General features: G+C 68.3%; 14 protein-coding genes. 3 read left to right on the forward strand and 11 right to left on the reverse strand.

Annotation, left to right across the window (positions count from 1 at the left end; genetic code table 11):
- Positions 1-7 precede the first annotated feature (7 nt).
- From rplW to MRBLMI1x_RS00495, 7 genes are all read right to left on the reverse strand, one after another.
- The gene (gene rplW / locus MRBLMI1x_RS00465) at positions 8-307 is read right to left on the reverse strand and encodes a 50S ribosomal protein L23 (RefSeq protein WP_018187350.1); all 300 of its coding nucleotides are present in this window, start codon (positions 305-307) and stop codon (positions 8-10) included.
- On the reverse strand, positions 304-966 hold the full coding sequence (rplD, locus tag MRBLMI1x_RS00470; protein WP_018187351.1) for a 50S ribosomal protein L4: 663 nt from the start codon (positions 964-966) through the stop codon (positions 304-306). The genes rplW and rplD overlap by 4 nt, the downstream gene beginning before the upstream one ends.
- A gap of 2 nt (positions 967-968) precedes the next feature.
- Positions 969-1,628: a 50S ribosomal protein L3 gene (gene rplC / locus MRBLMI1x_RS00475; protein ID WP_018187352.1), complete on the reverse strand. Its 660-nt coding sequence runs from the start codon at positions 1,626-1,628 to the stop codon at positions 969-971.
- A gap of 11 nt (positions 1,629-1,639) precedes the next feature.
- Positions 1,640-1,948 (reverse strand): 30S ribosomal protein S10, encoded by a 309-nt coding sequence (gene rpsJ / locus MRBLMI1x_RS00480; protein WP_018171443.1) that lies wholly within the window; start codon positions 1,946-1,948, stop codon positions 1,640-1,642.
- 361 nt (positions 1,949-2,309) lie between these two features.
- Positions 2,310-3,827: a sugar transferase gene (locus MRBLMI1x_RS00485; protein WP_363454869.1), complete on the reverse strand. Its 1,518-nt coding sequence runs from the start codon at positions 3,825-3,827 to the stop codon at positions 2,310-2,312.
- Between the two features lie 193 nt (positions 3,828-4,020).
- Positions 4,021-5,802: a DUF4012 domain-containing protein gene (locus MRBLMI1x_RS00490; RefSeq protein ID WP_363454872.1), complete on the reverse strand. Its 1,782-nt coding sequence runs from the start codon at positions 5,800-5,802 to the stop codon at positions 4,021-4,023.
- A 10-nt stretch (positions 5,803-5,812) separates the two neighbouring features.
- Positions 5,813-7,945: a cellulase family glycosylhydrolase gene (locus MRBLMI1x_RS00495; RefSeq protein WP_363454874.1), complete on the reverse strand. Its 2,133-nt coding sequence runs from the start codon at positions 7,943-7,945 to the stop codon at positions 5,813-5,815.
- 205 nt (positions 7,946-8,150) lie between these two features.
- Between MRBLMI1x_RS00495 and MRBLMI1x_RS00500 the strand changes: the two genes are divergently transcribed.
- Positions 8,151-8,891, forward strand: coding sequence for a polysaccharide pyruvyl transferase family protein (locus MRBLMI1x_RS00500; protein WP_231370973.1), 741 nt, complete (start codon positions 8,151-8,153; stop codon positions 8,889-8,891).
- An 8-nt stretch (positions 8,892-8,899) separates the two neighbouring features.
- A complete protein-coding gene (locus tag MRBLMI1x_RS00505; RefSeq protein WP_363454877.1) occupies positions 8,900-9,940 on the forward strand; it encodes a glycosyltransferase in 1,041 nt (346 codons plus the stop codon).
- Here MRBLMI1x_RS00505 and MRBLMI1x_RS00510 read toward each other — a convergent pair whose 3' ends face one another.
- The 3 genes from MRBLMI1x_RS00510 to MRBLMI1x_RS00520 are packed head-to-tail and all read right to left on the reverse strand — an operon-like array spanning position 9,941 to position 14,741.
- Positions 9,941-10,948 carry a glycosyltransferase gene (locus MRBLMI1x_RS00510; RefSeq protein WP_363454880.1) on the reverse strand — a complete coding sequence of 336 codons (1,008 nt, stop codon included), beginning with the start codon at positions 10,946-10,948 and terminating at the stop codon, positions 9,941-9,943.
- Between the two features lie 25 nt (positions 10,949-10,973).
- The gene (locus tag MRBLMI1x_RS00515; protein WP_363454883.1) at positions 10,974-12,905 is read right to left on the reverse strand and encodes a hypothetical protein; all 1,932 of its coding nucleotides are present in this window, start codon (positions 12,903-12,905) and stop codon (positions 10,974-10,976) included.
- A complete protein-coding gene (locus tag MRBLMI1x_RS00520) occupies positions 12,906-14,741 on the reverse strand; it encodes a polysaccharide pyruvyl transferase family protein (RefSeq protein WP_116227490.1) in 1,836 nt (611 codons plus the stop codon).
- A 143-nt stretch (positions 14,742-14,884) separates the two neighbouring features.
- Between MRBLMI1x_RS00520 and MRBLMI1x_RS00525 the strand changes: the two genes are divergently transcribed.
- On the forward strand, positions 14,885-15,628 hold the full coding sequence (locus MRBLMI1x_RS00525) for a hypothetical protein (RefSeq protein WP_363454886.1): 744 nt from the start codon (positions 14,885-14,887) through the stop codon (positions 15,626-15,628).
- Between the two features lie 33 nt (positions 15,629-15,661).
- Here the strand turns inward: MRBLMI1x_RS00525 and MRBLMI1x_RS00530 are convergent, their stop codons facing one another.
- Entirely contained in the window at positions 15,662-18,016 is a 2,355-nt protein-coding gene (locus tag MRBLMI1x_RS00530) for a polysaccharide pyruvyl transferase family protein (protein WP_363454889.1), read from the reverse strand.
- Positions 18,017-18,111: the final 95 nt, after the last annotated feature.

Genomic DNA, 18,111 nt, shown 5'->3' on the forward strand with positions numbered 1-18,111 from the left:
CCAGCTGTCAGCCGACGGCCGTGAAGATGTCGATGGTGCCCGACTTCAGGCTCACGATGGCGCGCTTGGTGTCCTTGCGCTTACCGGTGCCGAAGCGGGTGCGGCGGGCCTTGCCCGGGCGGTTGAGCGTGTTCACCGACGCGACCTTGACACCGAAGATCTTCTCGATGGCGAGCTTGATCTCGGTCTTGGTGGCGCGGGGGTCCACGAGGAACGTGTACTTGCCCTCGTCGATGAGCCCGTAGCTCTTCTCGGAGACGACCGGCTTCAGGATGATGTCGCGCGGGTCCTTGTTGACGGCGGTCATGCCGAGACCTCCTCGGTGGCGCCGGCCTTCGCAGCGACGAACGCGTCGTAGGCGGCCTTGGTGAAGACGATGTCGTCGGAGACGAGCACGTCGTAGGCGTTGAGCTGGTCGAACGTCAGCACGTGGACGTACGCGAGGTTGCGGACGCTCTTGACGGTCAGCTCGTCATCACGGGTGATGACGACCATGACGTTCTTGGTCGGCGCGAGCTGGCCGAGGACCGCGACAGCGGCCTTCGTCGAGGGAGCGCCTTCGATGCCGAACGAGTCGACAACGTGCAGACGACCACCGCGTGCCCGGTCGCTGAGCGCACCCAGGAGGGCGGCGGCGACCATCTTCTTGGGGGTGCGCTGCGAGTAGTTGCGCGGCTTCGGTCCGTGGACGATGCCACCACCGGTCATGTGCGGCGCGCGGATCGAGCCCTGACGGGCGTTACCGGTGCCCTTCTGCTTGAAGGGCTTGCGGCCGGCGCCCGAGACCTCACCGCGACGCTTGGTCGAGTGGGTGCCCTGGCGAGCCGCCGCGAGCTGCGCGACGACGACCTGGTGGATGAGGGGGATGTTCGTCTTGACGTCGAACAGTGCGGCGGGCAGCTCCACGGAGCCGGCCTTCTTGCCGTCTGCCTTCACGACGTCGAGCGCGAGAGTCGAGTCAGCCATGATCAGGCACCCTTCACTGCGTTGCGGACGTAGACGATGCGGCCACGAGCACCGGGGACGGCGCCCTTGACGAGCAGCAGACCCTTCTCGGCGTCGACGGCGTGCACCGTGAGGTTGAGGACGGTCACGCGCTCGCCACCCATACGGCCGGCCATGCGCATGCCCTTGAAGACGCGGCTCGGGGTCGACGATGCGCCGATCGAGCCGGGCTTGCGGTGGTTGCGGTGCGCACCGTGCGAAGCCGAGACGCCCTTGAAGTTGTGACGCTTCATGACACCGGCGAAGCCCTTGCCCTTGCTGGTGCCGACGACGTCGACCAGCTGGCCGGCCTCGAAGGTGGCGTCGACGGTGAGCTCCTGACCGAGTGAGTAGTCAGCGGCATCCGCCGTGCGCACCTCGGTGAGGTGGCGGCGCGGGGTCACACCAGCGGCGTCGAAGTGAGCCGTCTGGGGCTTGTTGACCTTGCGGGGGTCGATCTGGCCGTAAGCGATCTGAACGGCGTTGTAGCCGTCGCGCTCGGGCGTGCGCACCTGGGTCACCACGTTGGGGGCGACTTCGATGACGGTGACGGGAACGACCTTGCCGTTCTCGTCCCAGACCTGGGTCATGCCGAGCTTGGTGCCCAGCAGGCCCTTGGAAACCTTGGAGTTGATGTCAGCCATGATGATCGACCTCAGAGCTTGATCTCGATGTTGACGTCGGCCGGGAGGTCGAGACGCATCAGCGAGTCGACGGCCTTGGGCGTCGGGTCGATGATGTCGATGAGGCGCTTGTGGGTGCGCATCTCGAAGTGCTCGCGGCTGTCCTTGTACTTGTGCGGCGAACGGATCACGGCGATCACGTTCTTCTCGGTCGGAAGGGGCACGGGGCCCACGACCGTCGCGCCCGCACGGGTCACGGTGTCGACGATTTTGCGTGCCGACGAGTCGATGACCTCATGGTCATACGACTTCAGGCGAATGCGGATCTTCTGTCCCGCCATTGTCTGCTCACTCTCTTTCTCGCGTCGTACCTCGGGGGCATTGGACGCACGGGGCGCTTACGCGCCGGGCACTTCTCCCCGCCCGGAGGCGAGGTGATCGGCACCGCTGTTCTGATGTCAGTCCGCAGGGCTACCTGCGGCATCCCGTCCCCCGCGCACGCATGCGTGCAGATCCGTTTCCGGAGTGGGGTGTGGGGATGTGATGTTCTGCTGCCCGCGGCCTAGGCTTCACGCCTATGCACTGCCCTGGCAGTGATCCCGCGCAGAGCGCAGGAATGTGGAACCTGTACAGTCTACGTGCCGTCCGGGCGTGTCGCAAACCCGGGCGTGTCGCGCACCGGGGTACGCTCCCCCGTCGGCCTCAGTGCGCCGTCCGGCCCGGCGCGATGACAGCCGTCAGCGTGCGCACCAGGATCTGCAGGTCCTGCATGAACGACCAGTTCTCGACGTAGTAGAGGTCGAGGCGCAGCGCATCCTCCCACGACAGGGTGGACCGTCCACTGACCTGCCAAAGACCGCTCATCCCCGGCTTCACACGCAGCCGGCGGTGGGCGGCGTCGTCGTACAGCGCGACCTCGGCGGCACGCTGCGGGCGGGGCCCGACGAGACTCATCGTGCCGACGAGGACGTTGAACAGCTGCGGGAGCTCGTCCAGCGAGTGCTTGCGGATGACGCGGCCGACCTTCGTGATGCGCGGGTCGTCGGCCACCTTGAACAGAGGACTGTCGTTCGTCCCCTGCATGTCCAGCAGACTTGCGAGCTGGTCGTCGGCGTCCGCGACCATCGAGCGGAACTTCAGCATCCCGAACTCGTCGCCGCCCAGGCCGATCCGCGGCTGGCGATAGAGCACGCGCCCCGGCGTCTCCATCCGGATCGCCACGGCGGTGACGAGCATGACCGGGGAGAAGACGACGATGAGAGCCACGGAGCCGAACAGGTCGAACGTCCGCTTGGCGAATCGACGGACGCCCTCGAGGCGGGGGAACTCGACGTGCACGAGCGGCAGACCCGCCGCAGGGCGGGAATGGATGCGGGGGCCCGCCACATCGGTCAGCGCCGGAGCGACGACGAGGTTGCCGTTGCGGTCCGCGACATCCCATCCGAGCTGACGCATCATCTCGGGGTGGACCTCGTCCGCCTCCGCGACGATGATCGTGTCGGCATCGGTGGCATCCATCGCCTGCATCGCGTGGGCGAAGCCGCCGACGACCGGCACGTCGCCGATGGACTGCCGACCCCGCGCATTCGTCACAACACCCACGATGTCGAATCCGGAGGTGTCCGCCCGCCGGATCGCGCGGATGATCATGCCGACCTTCGCCGGTTCTCCCAGGACGAGTGCGCGGTAGACGTACTTCGACCGGCGCTGCTGCCGCCGCAGCCAGATGCGCCACAGCCAGCGCGAGAAAATGAGCGCCACGAGACCCACCGGCATCGCGACGAGGAACAGACCGCGCGAGACCTCGATGCGCAGGAAGAACGCGACCGACACGAAGATCGCGAACACGGCGATCGTCGCGTTCACCAACCGGCGGTACTCCTGTTCGCCCGCACCGACGATGTTGCGATCCCGCGTCTCGAAGACGCTCAACGCCACCAGCCAGACGATCCCGATCAGACCGAGGGCGACGTCGTACGGGATCTGCGGACCACTCGGCCACGTCACGTCCCGCTGCGTGTCGGGGAGGACCAGGAACCGGAAGGCCAACAGCACGGCGACGATGACGACGAGATCGCTGTAGGCGATGCGACCGCTGAACCGCGCCGGCCAATCACGCGCGGAGCGACGCGCGGGGACGACCAGCGACGGCTTGCTCGGGCGCCGGCCGAGGCGCCGCCCGATGCGAGTGCCCTGCCGTTCGGCGGCCCGCCTCAGCACGGGCACCCTTCGCCCGCCCGACCGGTGCGGTGACCCCACGCCGGAGTGCGAGCGGTCTGCATCACGGAGGTCTGCCTTCCTGTCGACGGCGCGGACGACGTCCACTCCTCCGGCAGGCCTCGCATCTTCGACGACGGACGGGTGCCGGTCTCCGAGGATGTTATCAAACAGCTGGAAATACCCGCTCAGCCGCTCAATGGCACGTGTCGGTGACCGTCGTCTTGGTCTCGTGGATCATCGGGGTGGTCCACAGCTCGAGGGGTCCGAAATCGCCCTTCCCCGTGAAGGTCGCGGTCACGGTGAAGGTCCCGCCGGGGGTCAATCGGGCCTGGAAGGGCTCGACGACCCGGCCGAGGTCGACGTTCCCCTGCCGGAAGGCGGAGGCACCACCGGTGGTCTCGGTGGAGGCGAGCTCCATTCCCGGAGGCGCGTACATGTAGACCTGCGTGCCGAAGTACTTCGCGCCCTGAGCCCGACTCTGCACGTACGTCGGAAGATCCTCGGCTGCACCCTGGGTGATGTCGAGCGAGACCTTGGCGGTGGTCGTGAGGGTCGCGACCCCATCGGCACAGGAGAGCGTCGATTCGACGGCCGTCTTCGTGTAGTAGTCGATTTTCGACGCGGAGACGTTGCGGAAGAAGACGCCATTCACCGTCTGCGCGGTGTTCTCCTTCGGCAGGATGCCGGACAGGCGTCCCGATTCACCGATGATCTCCTGCGTCTCGGCATCGCTGCTCCACGCGAGGATGCTGCCGCGGTTGATGCTCTCGGTCATGGCCCAGGCCATGTCCTTGATGTTGAAGTCGCCACTGGCGATCTTGCTGAAAACGGAGCCCGCCACACCGGCGAAGAAGGCGTCCGACTTGAGGTCGGGATCGTCGTACGGGTTCCACCACTTGTAGACGTCGCTCAGGAGGGTCTTCACGGCGTTGTTGTGATCGATGGTGATCCCGTCGACCTCGATGGGGCCGGTCGCGAGGAGGATGCGCTGCAGGGCGACGGGGTCCACCGAGATGACGCCGTCGATCCGCGTGTCGTCGATGTCGCGGTTCCAGAACGCCTTGACCATGGCGGCCGCCCCGGGCCAGTCGGGCTGCGACGGCGCGAGGTTGATGTAGCTGCCGTAGCGGCTGCCGTAGAGCGTCTTCGCGGACTCGGGCAGGTCGATGTCGACGAACGACCCCTCGACGAAGGAGGCGCTGCTGGCCTGGTTGGCGATCGCGAGGTCACCGGCATCGGCGGTGATGAGCGTCTGCGAGGCGGAGCTTCCTCCCAGAGGCAGGGCTTCCGCGTTGTTCTGGAACACCAGCAGGTAGTTCTGCTTCTCGTCCGAGCCGAGGAGTCGGGGCAAGAGATCGAACAGCGGCCCGGCGGCATCCGCCACCTCTGCTACCTGCTCGACGCCGGCCTTCACCGGCCCGACGAGACTGCCCGAAGCGGCGACACCCGTCAGCTCGCCGCGGAGCTTGTCGAGCTTCGGCGCTGCGGCCTCGATGAGCGGCAGCGCACGGGCGAGGATCTTGCCCTTGCCGTCATCCTGCATGGCGAAGACCGGGCGACCGACGCCGTTCGCGAAGACGTCGAGCGTCTCGGACGCCAGCCGCACGCCGCGGAGGTTGTCGCCGGCGAAGGGGAGGAACTCCGCCATGCGCCAGACCGGGTCGGCTGCAGCGCCCGCCGCATCCGCCGCGCCCGAGGAGAGCCGCGGAATGGCCTCGGAGACCTGCCCGCCGTTCTGAATGGACGCGACCGCCGCCTGCGCGGACTCGAGGCCGTTCTTCGCGATGACGACCTTCACGGCCAACCACGCGGAGAGCCCCAGGACGACGATCACGAGGCCGAGGACCACGCGGCCCACGATTCTGCGACGCGAGGCCTTGGGCTTGGCTTCGGTGGAGGCATCGGTCGACGGCGACGCGTCTCCCGCAGCTCGGGCGGCCGCTTCGCGGGCGCCGCGACGGGTCTCAGGAGGCATGGGTCACAGTCTATTCGGCGGGAGCCTGGGAGGCCGTCGGAGTGGGAGTCGGCGTCGGAGTCGCGTTGGCGGGCGCCGCGCTCGTCTGGACGAACTGGGGACGCGGGCTCACGGGGATCGTCACGACGCCGTCGACCGGGGCGACCGACCGGGTGGCCCCGTTCATGTTCGTCACGGCCACCGGGACGTCGCTCTTGAGCGTCATCGCGCCGTCGCCGGCGGGCGACCAGACGATGCGCACCGCATTCGCCTCGTCGCCGAAACGGTGCGACTGGATGCCCTTGCCCACCGACTCGGATGCCGCGAACGCACGCCCCTGGAGCTGCGAGATCATCAGGGCCTGGGCGTAGCCGACCGGCTTGGGCTGGAGGGCCGCGACGCCCTTGCTCTTCTGGTAGTACATGCCGAAGTTGCCCTCGTGCTTGCCGGGATCCGGATCATCGTTGATGAGGTCGTACCAGAAGAACTTCTCGGCTCCACCGGCGAGGGCGGTCGTCGCGGTCCGGACCAGGTAGTCCGCCTGAGCGGACACCGTGCGGCCGCCCGTCTTCGACGAGCTTCCGAGTTCGGTGATCCAGATCGGTCGGGTCGTCTTGCCGTTCGCCGTCATGCTGCTGTTCGCCTCGTCGATGATGCCGGCGAGCGATTCGGGCTTGCTCGAGACCTCGTACGGGTGGAAGCTCACGGCGTCGGAGTACCTCAGTCCGCCCGCGCGCCACAGCCCGTCGAACCAGTCCGACTCGTACCGCGCCGTCGCCCCCGCGATGATCGGGAGCTTCGGGTCGACCTTGCGGACCTGGTCATGCACGGACTTCAGCAGCGGCACGTAGCAGCGCGGCGAGGTGCCGCAGGAGGACTTGTTGAAGCGAGCGTGATTGAACTCGTTGTAGACCTCGAGCCCGACCAGGTCGAAGCGGTCGGCGATCGCAGCCGCGTACTTGCCGTAGGCGGCGATGGCGTTGCCCGACACCGGAACCTGCCCGTTGCCGTAGAGCCAGTTGCCGTAGTTGACGATGCCGAGCACCTTGATGTCGTGCGCGTGGAGGCGGGCGAAGCCGTCGACGTAGTGGTCCGCGAAGTCGTATCTCCCCTTCGTTGTCTCGTTGTCGCGCCAGAGGACGTCGTTGCGCGCCATCCCGATCCCGAGGGATGCCGCGAGGTCGGCGGCGCCGGCGTAGATTCCGTTCTCGACGTGCAGGCCCACCCCGAACCGGTCGTCCTTCGCGATCTCGACCCCGTCGAAATCGACGACGCCGAGAAGCGTCGACACCGACGTGCCGCCCGCTTCGACCGAGACGTCGTAGTACCCCTGAGGCAGGCCGGTCAGGTCGACACTGCTGATGGGGCTCGAGAGATCGGCCTTACCGGACGCGGCGACCTTGCCTGCGGCATCCAGAGCCTTCCAGGAAGCGGCGCCCTCGGGCAGCCGGACGGCCAGCACGGGTCGGCTCGCCGGCAGGATGAGGGAGCGGTTGAGGATGCGGTCGTCTGTCTTGACGTCCTCGAACGAGCCGTTGGCGACGGCGTTCGATCCGCCGGTCACCGCAGTGAGCGAGACGGCGTCGAGCCCGAGGCCGCGCACCGGGCCGGTGACGACGAGGCCCACCGCCACGGTGTCGGCGCCTGCGGGAACGCGGACGTCCGCGGTCACCTCGGACCATGCGGCACTGATGTCGGGGAGGGGGATCTCGGTGTCGCCGACGACGATCTTCGCGTCGACCGGCTCGGGGAACGCCGTGGCAGAGCGGACCTGCGCCGTGAAGGTGTACTGCGCACCCGCATCGACCTTCGCGACGGACTGGAGGACCGTCGTCTGCTTGTCGACCACGGGAGCGTCGACGTACGCGGCGACGGACCCGGCCGCGGCATCGCCGACCTGCGGCAGCACCCGGGCGACCGTGGTCGTCCCTGCCTGATCCCACCCGACCAGATCACCGTACGACGGCGCGGACTGCGGCTCCGGTGCCGGCTGCGGCTCGGGAGTCGGTGTCGGGGTGGGCGTCTGCTGCGCCTCGGCCGTCGGCCGCGTCGTGGGCGCCACGCCGTTCGAGGCGAAGGAGTTGGAGACGATGATCGCCGTCGTGAGCCCACCGGCGAGCACGACAGCACCGCCCGCGAAAAGTTGCCACTTCTTGATCCGCACCTGTCGCAGCCTCTCGATACGTCTACAGTCGGCCCCCATCCTCACAGATGTCCCTGGCCTCACCGAATCGGCGGATCGCTGCGCTCGGCCCGGCGGAGGGGGCGCGGCATCCGTCGACTAGGCTCGGGGCGTTCGCCGACCGAGATGAGGGACCGTGCCGCGCGTCGTGTATTGGAACCCTCGCCGGAAGCTCGGATCCGGTCGGGTGACGGCACGGATCCACGTGGGTCCGCGTGTCAACAATTTCGGCGACCTGCTCGGCCCGGAGATCGTGGCCCGCATCGCACGATCGCGAGGACTCGAGGAGCGGCCGGAGCTGCGCCGCATCCTCGCCGTGGGCTCGATCCTGCACCTCGCCCGCCCCGGCGACGTCGTCTGGGGAAGCGGGGCGAACGTCAAGGAGCCCGCCCCGATCCCGAGGGACCTCGACGTCCGCGCGGTGCGCGGCCCGCTGACCGCGGCCCGCCTGCGTGAGGGAGGGAACCGCTCGAGCGAGGTGTTCGGCGACCCGGCTCTCCTCCTCCCCCACCTGTGGACGGACGACGAGCTCGGCATCGTGCGCGGCTCCGGCGGCACCGTCCTCGTCCCCAATCTGCACGACCGGCACCGCTTCCCCCCGACGGCGTTGTCGCCGAGGGGACCGGCGCTCGAGAAGGTCCGGCAGATCGCATCGGCGGAGTCGGTGATCGCGAGCTCGCTCCACGGGATCGTCGTCGCGGAGGCGTTCGGCGTCCCCGCCGTCCTCGTCGCCGCGAGCACCGAGCCGGCTTTCAAGTACGAGGACTACTACGCGGGGACGGGCCGAGCGCTTCCCGTCGCGGCATCCGACTGGCGCGCCGCTCTGGACACGCCTCCTGCCCCTCCACTCCGCGGGTGGGATGCCGCGGCGTTGCTCGAGGCGTTCCCTGATGACCTCTGGAGCACATCGGCGGCACAGACGCCGTGAATCAGCCCATGCGCATCCTCTTCGTCAGCCACACCGACAGCCACGGGATCTTCCGCGTCGGCAGCCACCACCTCTCCGCGGAACTCGCCCGCCTCGGCCACGACGTCGTCCACCTCTCGACGCCGATCTCGATGGTCCATCGCGTGCTCGGTCGCGTCCCTCGCAGTCGCGCGCGCGCCACGCCCTCGGATGAGGTGGATGCCTCGGGGGTGCGACACATCGTGCCGCGTACCGTGCTCCCCGCGGGCATCGGCACCTTCTCCGTCGCCACCGAACTACGACGGCGCCGGCTCGACCGGTTCGACCTCGTCCTCGTGGACCAACCGCTGATGTGGCACCAGTCCGTGCGAGAGCTCGCCGACATCGTCGTCTACCGCCCGACCGACGAGTACCCGCGCGGGATGAAGGCCGGTCTGCAGCGTGACGCCCTCCACCACGTGGACGGTGTCATCGCGACATCGGTCGAGGTGCTGCGGGGCCTCGGCGACGTGCGCGTGCCCGCGATCGTCGTGCCCAATGGTGTCGACACGGCGCGGTTCACCGAGACGAACGGCACCCGCGCCGAGACGTGCGTCTACGCCGGCGCCCTCGACCGGCGATTCGACTGGGGGCAGGTGGCACGCTGGGCCGGTGCGCACCGTGACGTGCGGTTCGAGCTGATCGGGCCGCTCACCGGCGAGCCCCCGACGCTCCCCGACAACGTCGCCGTCCTCGGCGCTCTCCCCTACGACGAGCTCCCCGCGCGCTTCGCGGCGGCCCGCGTGGGCCTGCTGCCCCTGTCCGATGACCCCGGCAACGCCGGTCGCAGCCCCATGAAGCTGTACGAATACCTCGCGAGCGGGCTGAACGTGGTCTCGCGTCGCACTCCGGTCATCGCCTCCGATCCCCCGAACGGGGTCTACACCTACGCCGACGAGGCGGAGGCCCAGAGCGCACTGCAGGCGGCTCTGGAGAGGCGCGAGCCGAACGGATCCGGCGCGCAACTCGCCCAGTCCCATTCGTGGACGGCGAAGGTGGCCGCCATCCTCACATTCGTCGGCGGCCTGTGATCAGGCCCGGCGCCTGAGCGATGCGGCAGCGCGGTCGTATGCATCGGCCAGCAGCGAGCCGAGGCGCGGCCAGTCGCGTTCCGACATGTCGGGGCCGGCGGCGTCCCTCGGTCGATCGCGGAGGTCCTCGACTGCGCGCTGGAGGGTCTCGGCGGTGAGCGGTCCCCGGTAGAGGCCGACCCACTCGTCACCGAACTCCTCCTCCAGGAGCCGGGTCGAAGGGGACTCGGGGAGGATGACAGGGCGATGCAGCGACAGGGCGAGCAGCGCCGAGCCGGAGTTCTCGATCGCGCGGTACGGCAGGACGACGATCTCCGCGGCACCGACGGCATCCGCCAGTTCGGTCTCGTCGACGAACCGCAGGTCGATGTCCATCCGCTCATCGCGGCGCGAAGCCGCGCGCACCCGCTCGGTCAGCGGCCCGTCGTGACTCTCCCCGACGATGTGCAGGCGGTAATCGAGCTCGTGGGGCACGGCGGCGAAGGCGCTGATCAGTTCATCGACGCCCTTGTAGGGCTTCAGCATCCCGAAGTGGACGAGATTCCCTCGCCGCGGCTCCGGCGTCGGAGAGGCGAACCGATCCCGATAGTGCCCGTGCGGGATGACCACCGTCCTGCGGGGATCCGGCGTCGGCGTCACGTCGTTGAGCGTCACCCACAGCGTCGTCCGAGCCTCGAGCAGGCCGAGGATCCATCGCTCACCGCGGTCCCCCTCTTCGTGCGGCCGCGCGTTGTGCACCGTCCGCACGACGGCGATCCGACCCATCCGGAGGCGCAGGATGAACAGCAGGAACAGGGCGCGCTTGAGGAGACGCACAGCCGTTCGCGGATGCCGGAGGGAGTTCTCGGGCCAGTGCATGTGGACCACGTCAGCGTCCGAGGTGAGCACGTCCGCCCATCCGAAGTACCGCGTCTCGATCCGTTCGTCCGGCAACGAGGAGACGAGCAGCGACGTGTAGGGGTTCTCGACGGGGCGAGCGGACCGGTTCGGGTCAGCGAGCAGCTGCATGACGCGAAGGCGACGACCCGGACGGTCAGCCATCGCCCGGGAGCTCTTGATCCGCGAGCTCGCGCTCGAGGGCGTCCGCGACCGCTTCGGCCTGCCGGCTCAGTCCGAACTCGAGCGCCGCCGAGATCTCGTCCAGCTTGGTGTCGGCGATCCTCTCGCCGACGAGGCGGAGCGACCACGGCACGCGGCCGAGGTCGAGAGGAACCTTGTGGAGCTCCCAGTCCCCCTCTGCACCCGAGCCCAGCAGGTGGTCACGGAGCTCCATGTCCATACGCTTGATCCGCCGGCTCTCTTCCTCACAGGCGAGGGCACTCGGGATGCCGTAACTCTGGCAGACGACGAGGACGCCGAGGCTCGTCGTCACGACGCCGCGATAGGTCGCGAGTCGGTCGACGAGGCCGACGACCTGTTCCGGAGCGGAACCGCTGATGGAGATCTCATCCATGTTCTCGGCGAGCACGTAGGGGACGCCGGCATCCGAGTGGTTGCGCACGAAGGCCAGCCGCCCGTTGTTGCCCCCGAGCGTGAGCGGGTGCACGCGCCGGAGGAGAAGGCGGGGGTCGCCGAAGCTGTCGGTGACGCTGCCGCCGTTGCGGCGGACGACGCGATGAGTGAGCGGTCCGCGGAGGGAGATGAACTCGGCCGTCGGCTCGACGGTGGCCTCGAGTTTGGAGACACCGGTTCCGACGAGAATCGAGCGGGACTGCGCATGGGACGCGAGCGACCCGCCCATCATGAGATGGGGCGGGACCTCCTGCGCGCCCGTCGCGGCAGCGAACCGCACCGCCCGCCCTGTCGATGCTCCCAGGAGATAGGGGTTCAACCACTCGTCGAACGAACCCGGGAACGGCTTGGACCACCAGAACAGTGGAACCGGATCGTCGGCTACCGCCTCGGCGGAGGACGCGGTCGCATAGGCCAGGAAGGCCTCGGCGCCTCGCATCGCGTTACGTTCCGGCCCGGTCACATCGCCGTTCGACCAGAGCTGCGACGCGGCCCGGTGGAAGCGGGCGCTCTCGCCCCGCTGCGCCTCGAGGAGGATCCGGCCGACCAGAGCCGATCGACGCCGGCTCTCCGCTTTCTCGTCCTTGACGGGAGCGGCGACGGCATCCGGGTCGGCGTCGGTATCGCTGTCGAAATCGCCGTCGGCCGCCGGATCCGGGGCGCCCCCGTTTCGGGCGAGATACCGCTCGACGTCCCGCTGGTGGCGCAGCGAGTCACGCGCGAAGCGCATGAAGGTGGGAGACAGCGCCGCGATGCGACCGAAGTAGATGCGCAGGGCCATGGCGAGCACGATCGCCGTGGCGACGTCGAGCCCGCCGGAGAAGATCCGCAGCACGACGAGCGCGAGGGCGATCCCACTTCCGGCGGATGCCGCGATCGCGGCGAACTCGCCGGAGTAGATGCGCTCCCGGATGGGCGCCTCGACGCGCTTCACCGGCGCATCCATCAACTCGAGCTGAACCCGAAGCTGACGCCGGTACAGCAGGGACAGGGGAATGATCACGACGACCGTCAGGACGGCACTCACGCCTCCGATGACGAGATCGAAGTAGAAGAGCACGCCCAGCACAGCGACGATCTGCATCAGGTCGGCGATGATCGACGAGACGCCGAAGGCCCTCGCCCACTGCCAGTTCGCGGCGCCCGCTCCGGTTCGGTCCTGCAGGTCGGCGAAAGCGGCGCGGAAGATGCGCACACGCCAGAACTTCGTCCCGTGCTGGAGTCCTCGTGTCACCGCGAACCCCGCGAGGAAGAGCGACAGGAGGAGCACCACCGTGCCGAGCTTCCCGGCGAGGGACTGCGAGGCCTCGACCAGCAGGTTCGAGAACACCTGCAGGACGAGGAGCTCCCCGACCGGCAGGATCGCCATCAGGACGAGGAGCGCGATGATCATGCGCCGCTCCCGCCAGCGCGGGAACTGCTGGGCGAACGCCGCGAAGATGTCCCGGAACATTCAGGCGACGATATCTCGCCAGTCGGCGACCGCGTTCTTGATGGCTGCTTCGACCTCGTCGAGTTTCTCCTCGGCGACGTACTCGGTGTCGAGCATCGATCGAAGGTCGACGTTGCGCAGGTCGAGGATCAGCTGCTGGGGCTCCCAGAGCCGCTCGAGCCCCGCGCCGAGCGAGTAGTCGCGGTACTTCATCCCGTCGCCGGCGACGGTGCTCGCCGCACCTTCGAACCCGATCAACGCTACCGGGATGCCGTAGCTGTGGCACGCGATCGCGACGTGCATCGCGCTCGTGACGATGCCGTCGTACTGGTGCAGCTTCTCGATGAACGTCCGCAGACTCTCGGGGCTGGACTGGAGCACGCTGATCTCATCGAGGCCGGCGGGCCGGCGCACCGGGAGCGTCGCGTGGGTGAAGTGACGGACGAGTGCCAGCCGGCCGTTCGTCTCGGGGCGCTCCATGGGCAGGACGCGACGCAGGAGCACTCCGGGATCGCCGAAGGTGGTGACGGCGGGGCCGCCGCGGGCGGTGAGGATGTCGGCGGTCAGCGGACCACGGAGCGAGTGGTACCGCGCCCCGGGGTGGAGCTCCGCATCGCCCGCAGACGCACCGGAACCCACCACGACGGAGTGTTCGTTCGCAAACTTCGCGATCGAACCGAGGCCGACGAGATGCGGTTTGCGCGCGTTGCCCGTCGCCGGCACGAACTCCACCGGAGTGTTCGCGACGCTCGCCACGATGAGCGGGCTCAACCAGTCCCCGAAGTTGCCGGGGAAGGGACGGGGCCACCAGACGAGGGGCACCGCCGCGGTCGTGTCGGCCGAGTCAGCGGCCGGGGACCCGAAGGTGGCGTACGACGCGAACGCCTTCGCCGCATCGACGGTGGCGGCTTCCGCAGCGGAGAGGATGCCACCGGCGTGCAGCCGACGTTCGATCGCGTCCAAACGCTCGAGGTCGCCCCGCTGACCGACGGCCACGGCCTGCGCAAGAAGGCGGGAACGGTGGTTGTCGGCCTTGGGAGGCGTGATCGGACGGATGCGGTGGATGAGCGGATGCTGCTTGACCCAGTCGCGCACGAGAGGCGCACGCTGCGGCGCGACCCGCGTCACGACGGCGTCGACCTGTTTGAGCGCCCGGTAGGCGGCGACCTTGACGCGCACCTTCCAGGCGATCGCGCCGGCCTCGCGGGACGTCGGAGCCGCCTTGGCTCCGGGAGCGGTGTGCTGCACGACCAGGTTCCGGAACTGCGGAACGTTGCCGCTCGACCCGAACGCGTAGAAGGCGGTGACGTCGCCGTTACCGCGTCCCAGGACGCCGCCGGCGGGGATCACCTGGAAGCTGAGCGAGTCCGCATTCGCGCGCCAGGACTCCTCGAAGAAGTAGTCATCCGTGGCCTTGAGCGTCGACAGGCGCTCGAAGTCGGCGGCATCCGAGACGAACTTCCGGGCCGCCGGGGTCGTGTTCACGCCGATGAAGCTCGGCGCCCAGAAACGAGTGGCGGCTTTGTAGCCGATCTCCATCGGGCGGGAGAAACCGTGCTGGAAGCCGATGATGTCGGCCGTGAAGTTGCGGACGTACGCGGGAAGGTCGAGGATCTCGCAGTCGACATCCGTCCAGAACACGCGCGCGTCCGGGTTCTCACGGCACACGGTGTCGAGGAAGGCGACCTTCTGGCGGCAGATGTCAGCCCAGTCTTGACCAGGCTCCTTGTGCACCTCACGCAAGACGTGCGCGATGCCCAGATCGTCGAGGTTCTCCTCGAGCTTCTTGGCCCATCCGCGGTAGTACTCGTCATCGGTGAAGAACGAACAGACGATGACATCAGGGGGAAGAGACAAAGCGAGACCTGTCTGACGCGCGCGCGCCGGTATGCGGTGTGAGGCACGAGAATCCTACCCGGCGGCATCCGGCCACATGCCCTGCGCCACCGCGAAGCGCAAGTGCCTGCGGTCGTTCCGACCCGTGCCGTAACATCCCGACCATGAGCGAGCCAACCGGTCCGCGGGTCGGGATCATCAGCTACTGCGACCGCTTGCGGACGAACGCGCACGTCAATCACGAGCTCTACGCGCGCGCCCACGGGTACACCTACATCTTCGACATCGCCCCAGTGGCCGAACCCGCTCAGCACAAGAACTTCTTCTTGAAGCTCGCCAAGATCAAGAAATTCCTGCCGCTGTTCGACTGGCTCTTCTGGATCGACGACGACGCGTTCTTCACCGGCCGCAAGACGACCCTGACGAGCTTCATCGAGGCGCATCCGGATGCGACGATCATCTTCTGCGCGAGCCCGAAGGACACCGGCCTCTGGACCTGGATGAGTTCGGGCACGATGCTGATCCGCAACACCGAGCTGGGCCGGAAGCTCATCGACGCCACCATCGCGACCAATCTGGCCAAGGCACGCGAGTGGTGGGACGACTCGGTCTACGGGTACTGGACGGGTGGAGATCAGGATGCGCTCGTCTATCAGATGATGACGAACCCGGATTTCGCGGTCGACGGCTTCTACGCCCAACTCGACTACACCGCGTTCAACTGCCGGCCGCGCCACTTCGTCGCGGGCGGCTTCGAGCACTTCGTCCTGCACTTCACCGGCAAGGACAAAGGCCGCCAGTCACTCGACTTCGCCGAGAAGTGGGGAATGAGCGAGGCGCTCACCTACAAGAAAGAGCTGGCGAATCTGCGGGGCCTCTACCCCGCGGACATCCCGCCGCGCGAGTGAGGCGCCCCGAGGGACGCCCCACCCGCGGCGCAGTCACGCGCGTCGCGTGAGCGACGACACCCGCACCGCCTTGATGACGCCGTAGCGCGGCTTCTTGCCGAGCGGCGCTGCGGGGATCATCTTCCGGAGCAGCCCGGTCGGGTCGCGGCGGGCCAGCTTGTCGACGAGGGTGATGTTCGTCGTCGCCGGCGAGGGGGTCACACCGAAGTCCAGCTGCAGGAGGGGGTTCGTCGAGCGAGCGGTCACCTGGAAGGTGACCTCGACGGGGTCGCGTCCTCCCGGGCGCCACCGCACGACCTGCGCGGGGCCGTCGTTCGCCTGGACGCGCAGGCTCTGCGAGTTGGCGAACAGGGTGGGGTCGCCGGGGGCGAAGGTGATCGTGACGTCGAATACGTCGCCCGGAGCTCCCTCGAGCTCGCCGCTGAGTGCGGCGCGGGGCTCCGTCATCCAGACGCCCTGCTGATCGCGGATGCCGAAACCCGCCAGCTGGAAGTTGCGGGCGAAGTGGTGGAGTCCCCACTGCGTGAACGGGAACCGCTGGCCAGGACGGATCATGTCCGAGGTCAGGCGGTCGACCGCGTCGTGGGGGAACGTCGCGAGGTACGCCTCGATGTCGAACGTCGGAAGCGGCATGGGGTCTGCCCGCATCGCGTCGTCGATCGACTCGAACCGCTTCACGTCCGTACGACCCGTGCCGTAGTAGTAGTCGTAGTACTTGAGCTCGTCCTCGCCGCCAACCGGGGCCAACCAGTAGGCGGGGATCCCCATCGCCTCGGCGAAGATGATGCCGTGCAGCGAACTCGCGATCACGCGGTCCGCACCCTTCATCGCTCGCATCATGCCGAGCGGAGTCGTGTCGACCGAGATGAAGGCATCGAGGTTCTCGTAGTGCTTCCGGCGCAGGACCAGGTCATCGCGATAGTGCGGCACGATCCGGAGCCCCGGACGGTCGGGCGTCTGAGCGAGTTCCGAGGCGAAGAGGGTCGGGAAGAGCACGCCCGGGTCGAAGGTGTGCGTGACGCGCTCCGTCGACACGCCCGCCTCGGCCAGATACTCCAGTGAGTACGGTCCACGCACCGCGCGCACGTCCAGGTCGATCCCGACCGGCAGCGGATCGGAGCCACCCTTCACGCCCGAGCCCCAGACGACATCGCCGTCCGTCGCGCGCTGCAGGACGGAGCCGATCGCGAGCAGCCGAGGTGCCCCGGGAGCGGGCTCGCGCAGCTCGACGCCCGAAACCCGCTTCGCCGCCCAGCGCGAGGCGAGGTCGCCGAAGTTGCCCGTCTTGAAACGACGGCCGGCGGGGAACGGGTCGAAGAGCTTGTTCTTCGCGTCGTACCAGAACACCGGCAGGCTCGGTGACGAGCCGGAACTGACGTCCTCGGTAGGAAGCGAGGTCAGGCGGGCACGGGCATCCGCGGTGGTGAAGATGCTGCGCACCTGCGTACCGAGGGCGGACGTGATCGCGTCCCCGGGGACGATGGCGACAGCGCACTCCTCGTCGTTGAGACCGTAGGCGACCACCCAGTCGTCGCCGCGCTGGACCATGCCGCGCGGATAGACGACCTCGTGCACGTCGGGGTTGAGCTTCTCGTGCTTGAAGTTGGCGCCGCGGGGGTTCGGGAGGTCGAAGGGCACCTCGTCGATCCGGGTGATCCGGAAGGGGGCCGTCGCCTCGAACTCGAGCAGCACGCCCCGGTAGACACGGCCGTCGGCCGTCTTGAAGCTCGTGTGCGCGAGGGTGAGGAAGCTGTCGCCGCGGCGGACGGGCTGTGCCCCGCCACGGATGATGCCGAAGATGCGCTCGTAGTCCGTCGTGAAGTTGCTGCGGTGGGCCGTCGTCGCGACGATGCGGGTGTCGGAGCTGTCCAGGTCGACGCGGAGAACGCGGTGCGGCCGGTAGGAGTAGCTCGCGTAGACCTCGCCGTCCGCCTCGAAGAGGGTCCAGTTCTTCTCGATCGGGCGTCGGTCGAGGGTCGTCAGCTCCCGGGCGGGCGACGCCGGGTGCTGACCGTCGGACGTCATCTCGAGAAGGAACTGGTGGTTGCTCGGACGAGCACCCCCGTCGTTCCAGAGGAGGTAGAGGCGGCCGCGCAGCCACAGGTACACGGGGTCCGCGTGCCACGTCTTCGCGCGCTCGGGAAGCCCCTCGTCAGCGAATACGATCTCGTCCGACAGAGGACGGACGCTGCCCTGCACCAACGCCAGATCGGCGTCGAGGCGGGCGGTGGCGATGCGCCGATGGTCGGAGTCGACCTGGACGACGCGATAGGCGATGACGTAGCCGCCATCGACCTCTGCGATCGTCGGGTTGAACGCTCGAGCCTCGCCCCCGTCGCGCCACTCCTCAGGAGTCAATTCGGACGCGTCGTACTCAATCAATCGCATAGATCCCCACTTTATCCATATCGCATCCTCGCCCCCGGGTGGCGACGAGCCGAACACGTCGTTCGGCGCATGTCTGCGGCAGGCTCGCGCCCACT

Source organism: Microbacterium sp. LMI1x-1-1.1 (assembly GCF_040676205.1).
Lineage (GTDB): Bacteria > Actinomycetota > Actinomycetes > Actinomycetales > Microbacteriaceae > Microbacterium > Microbacterium aquilitoris.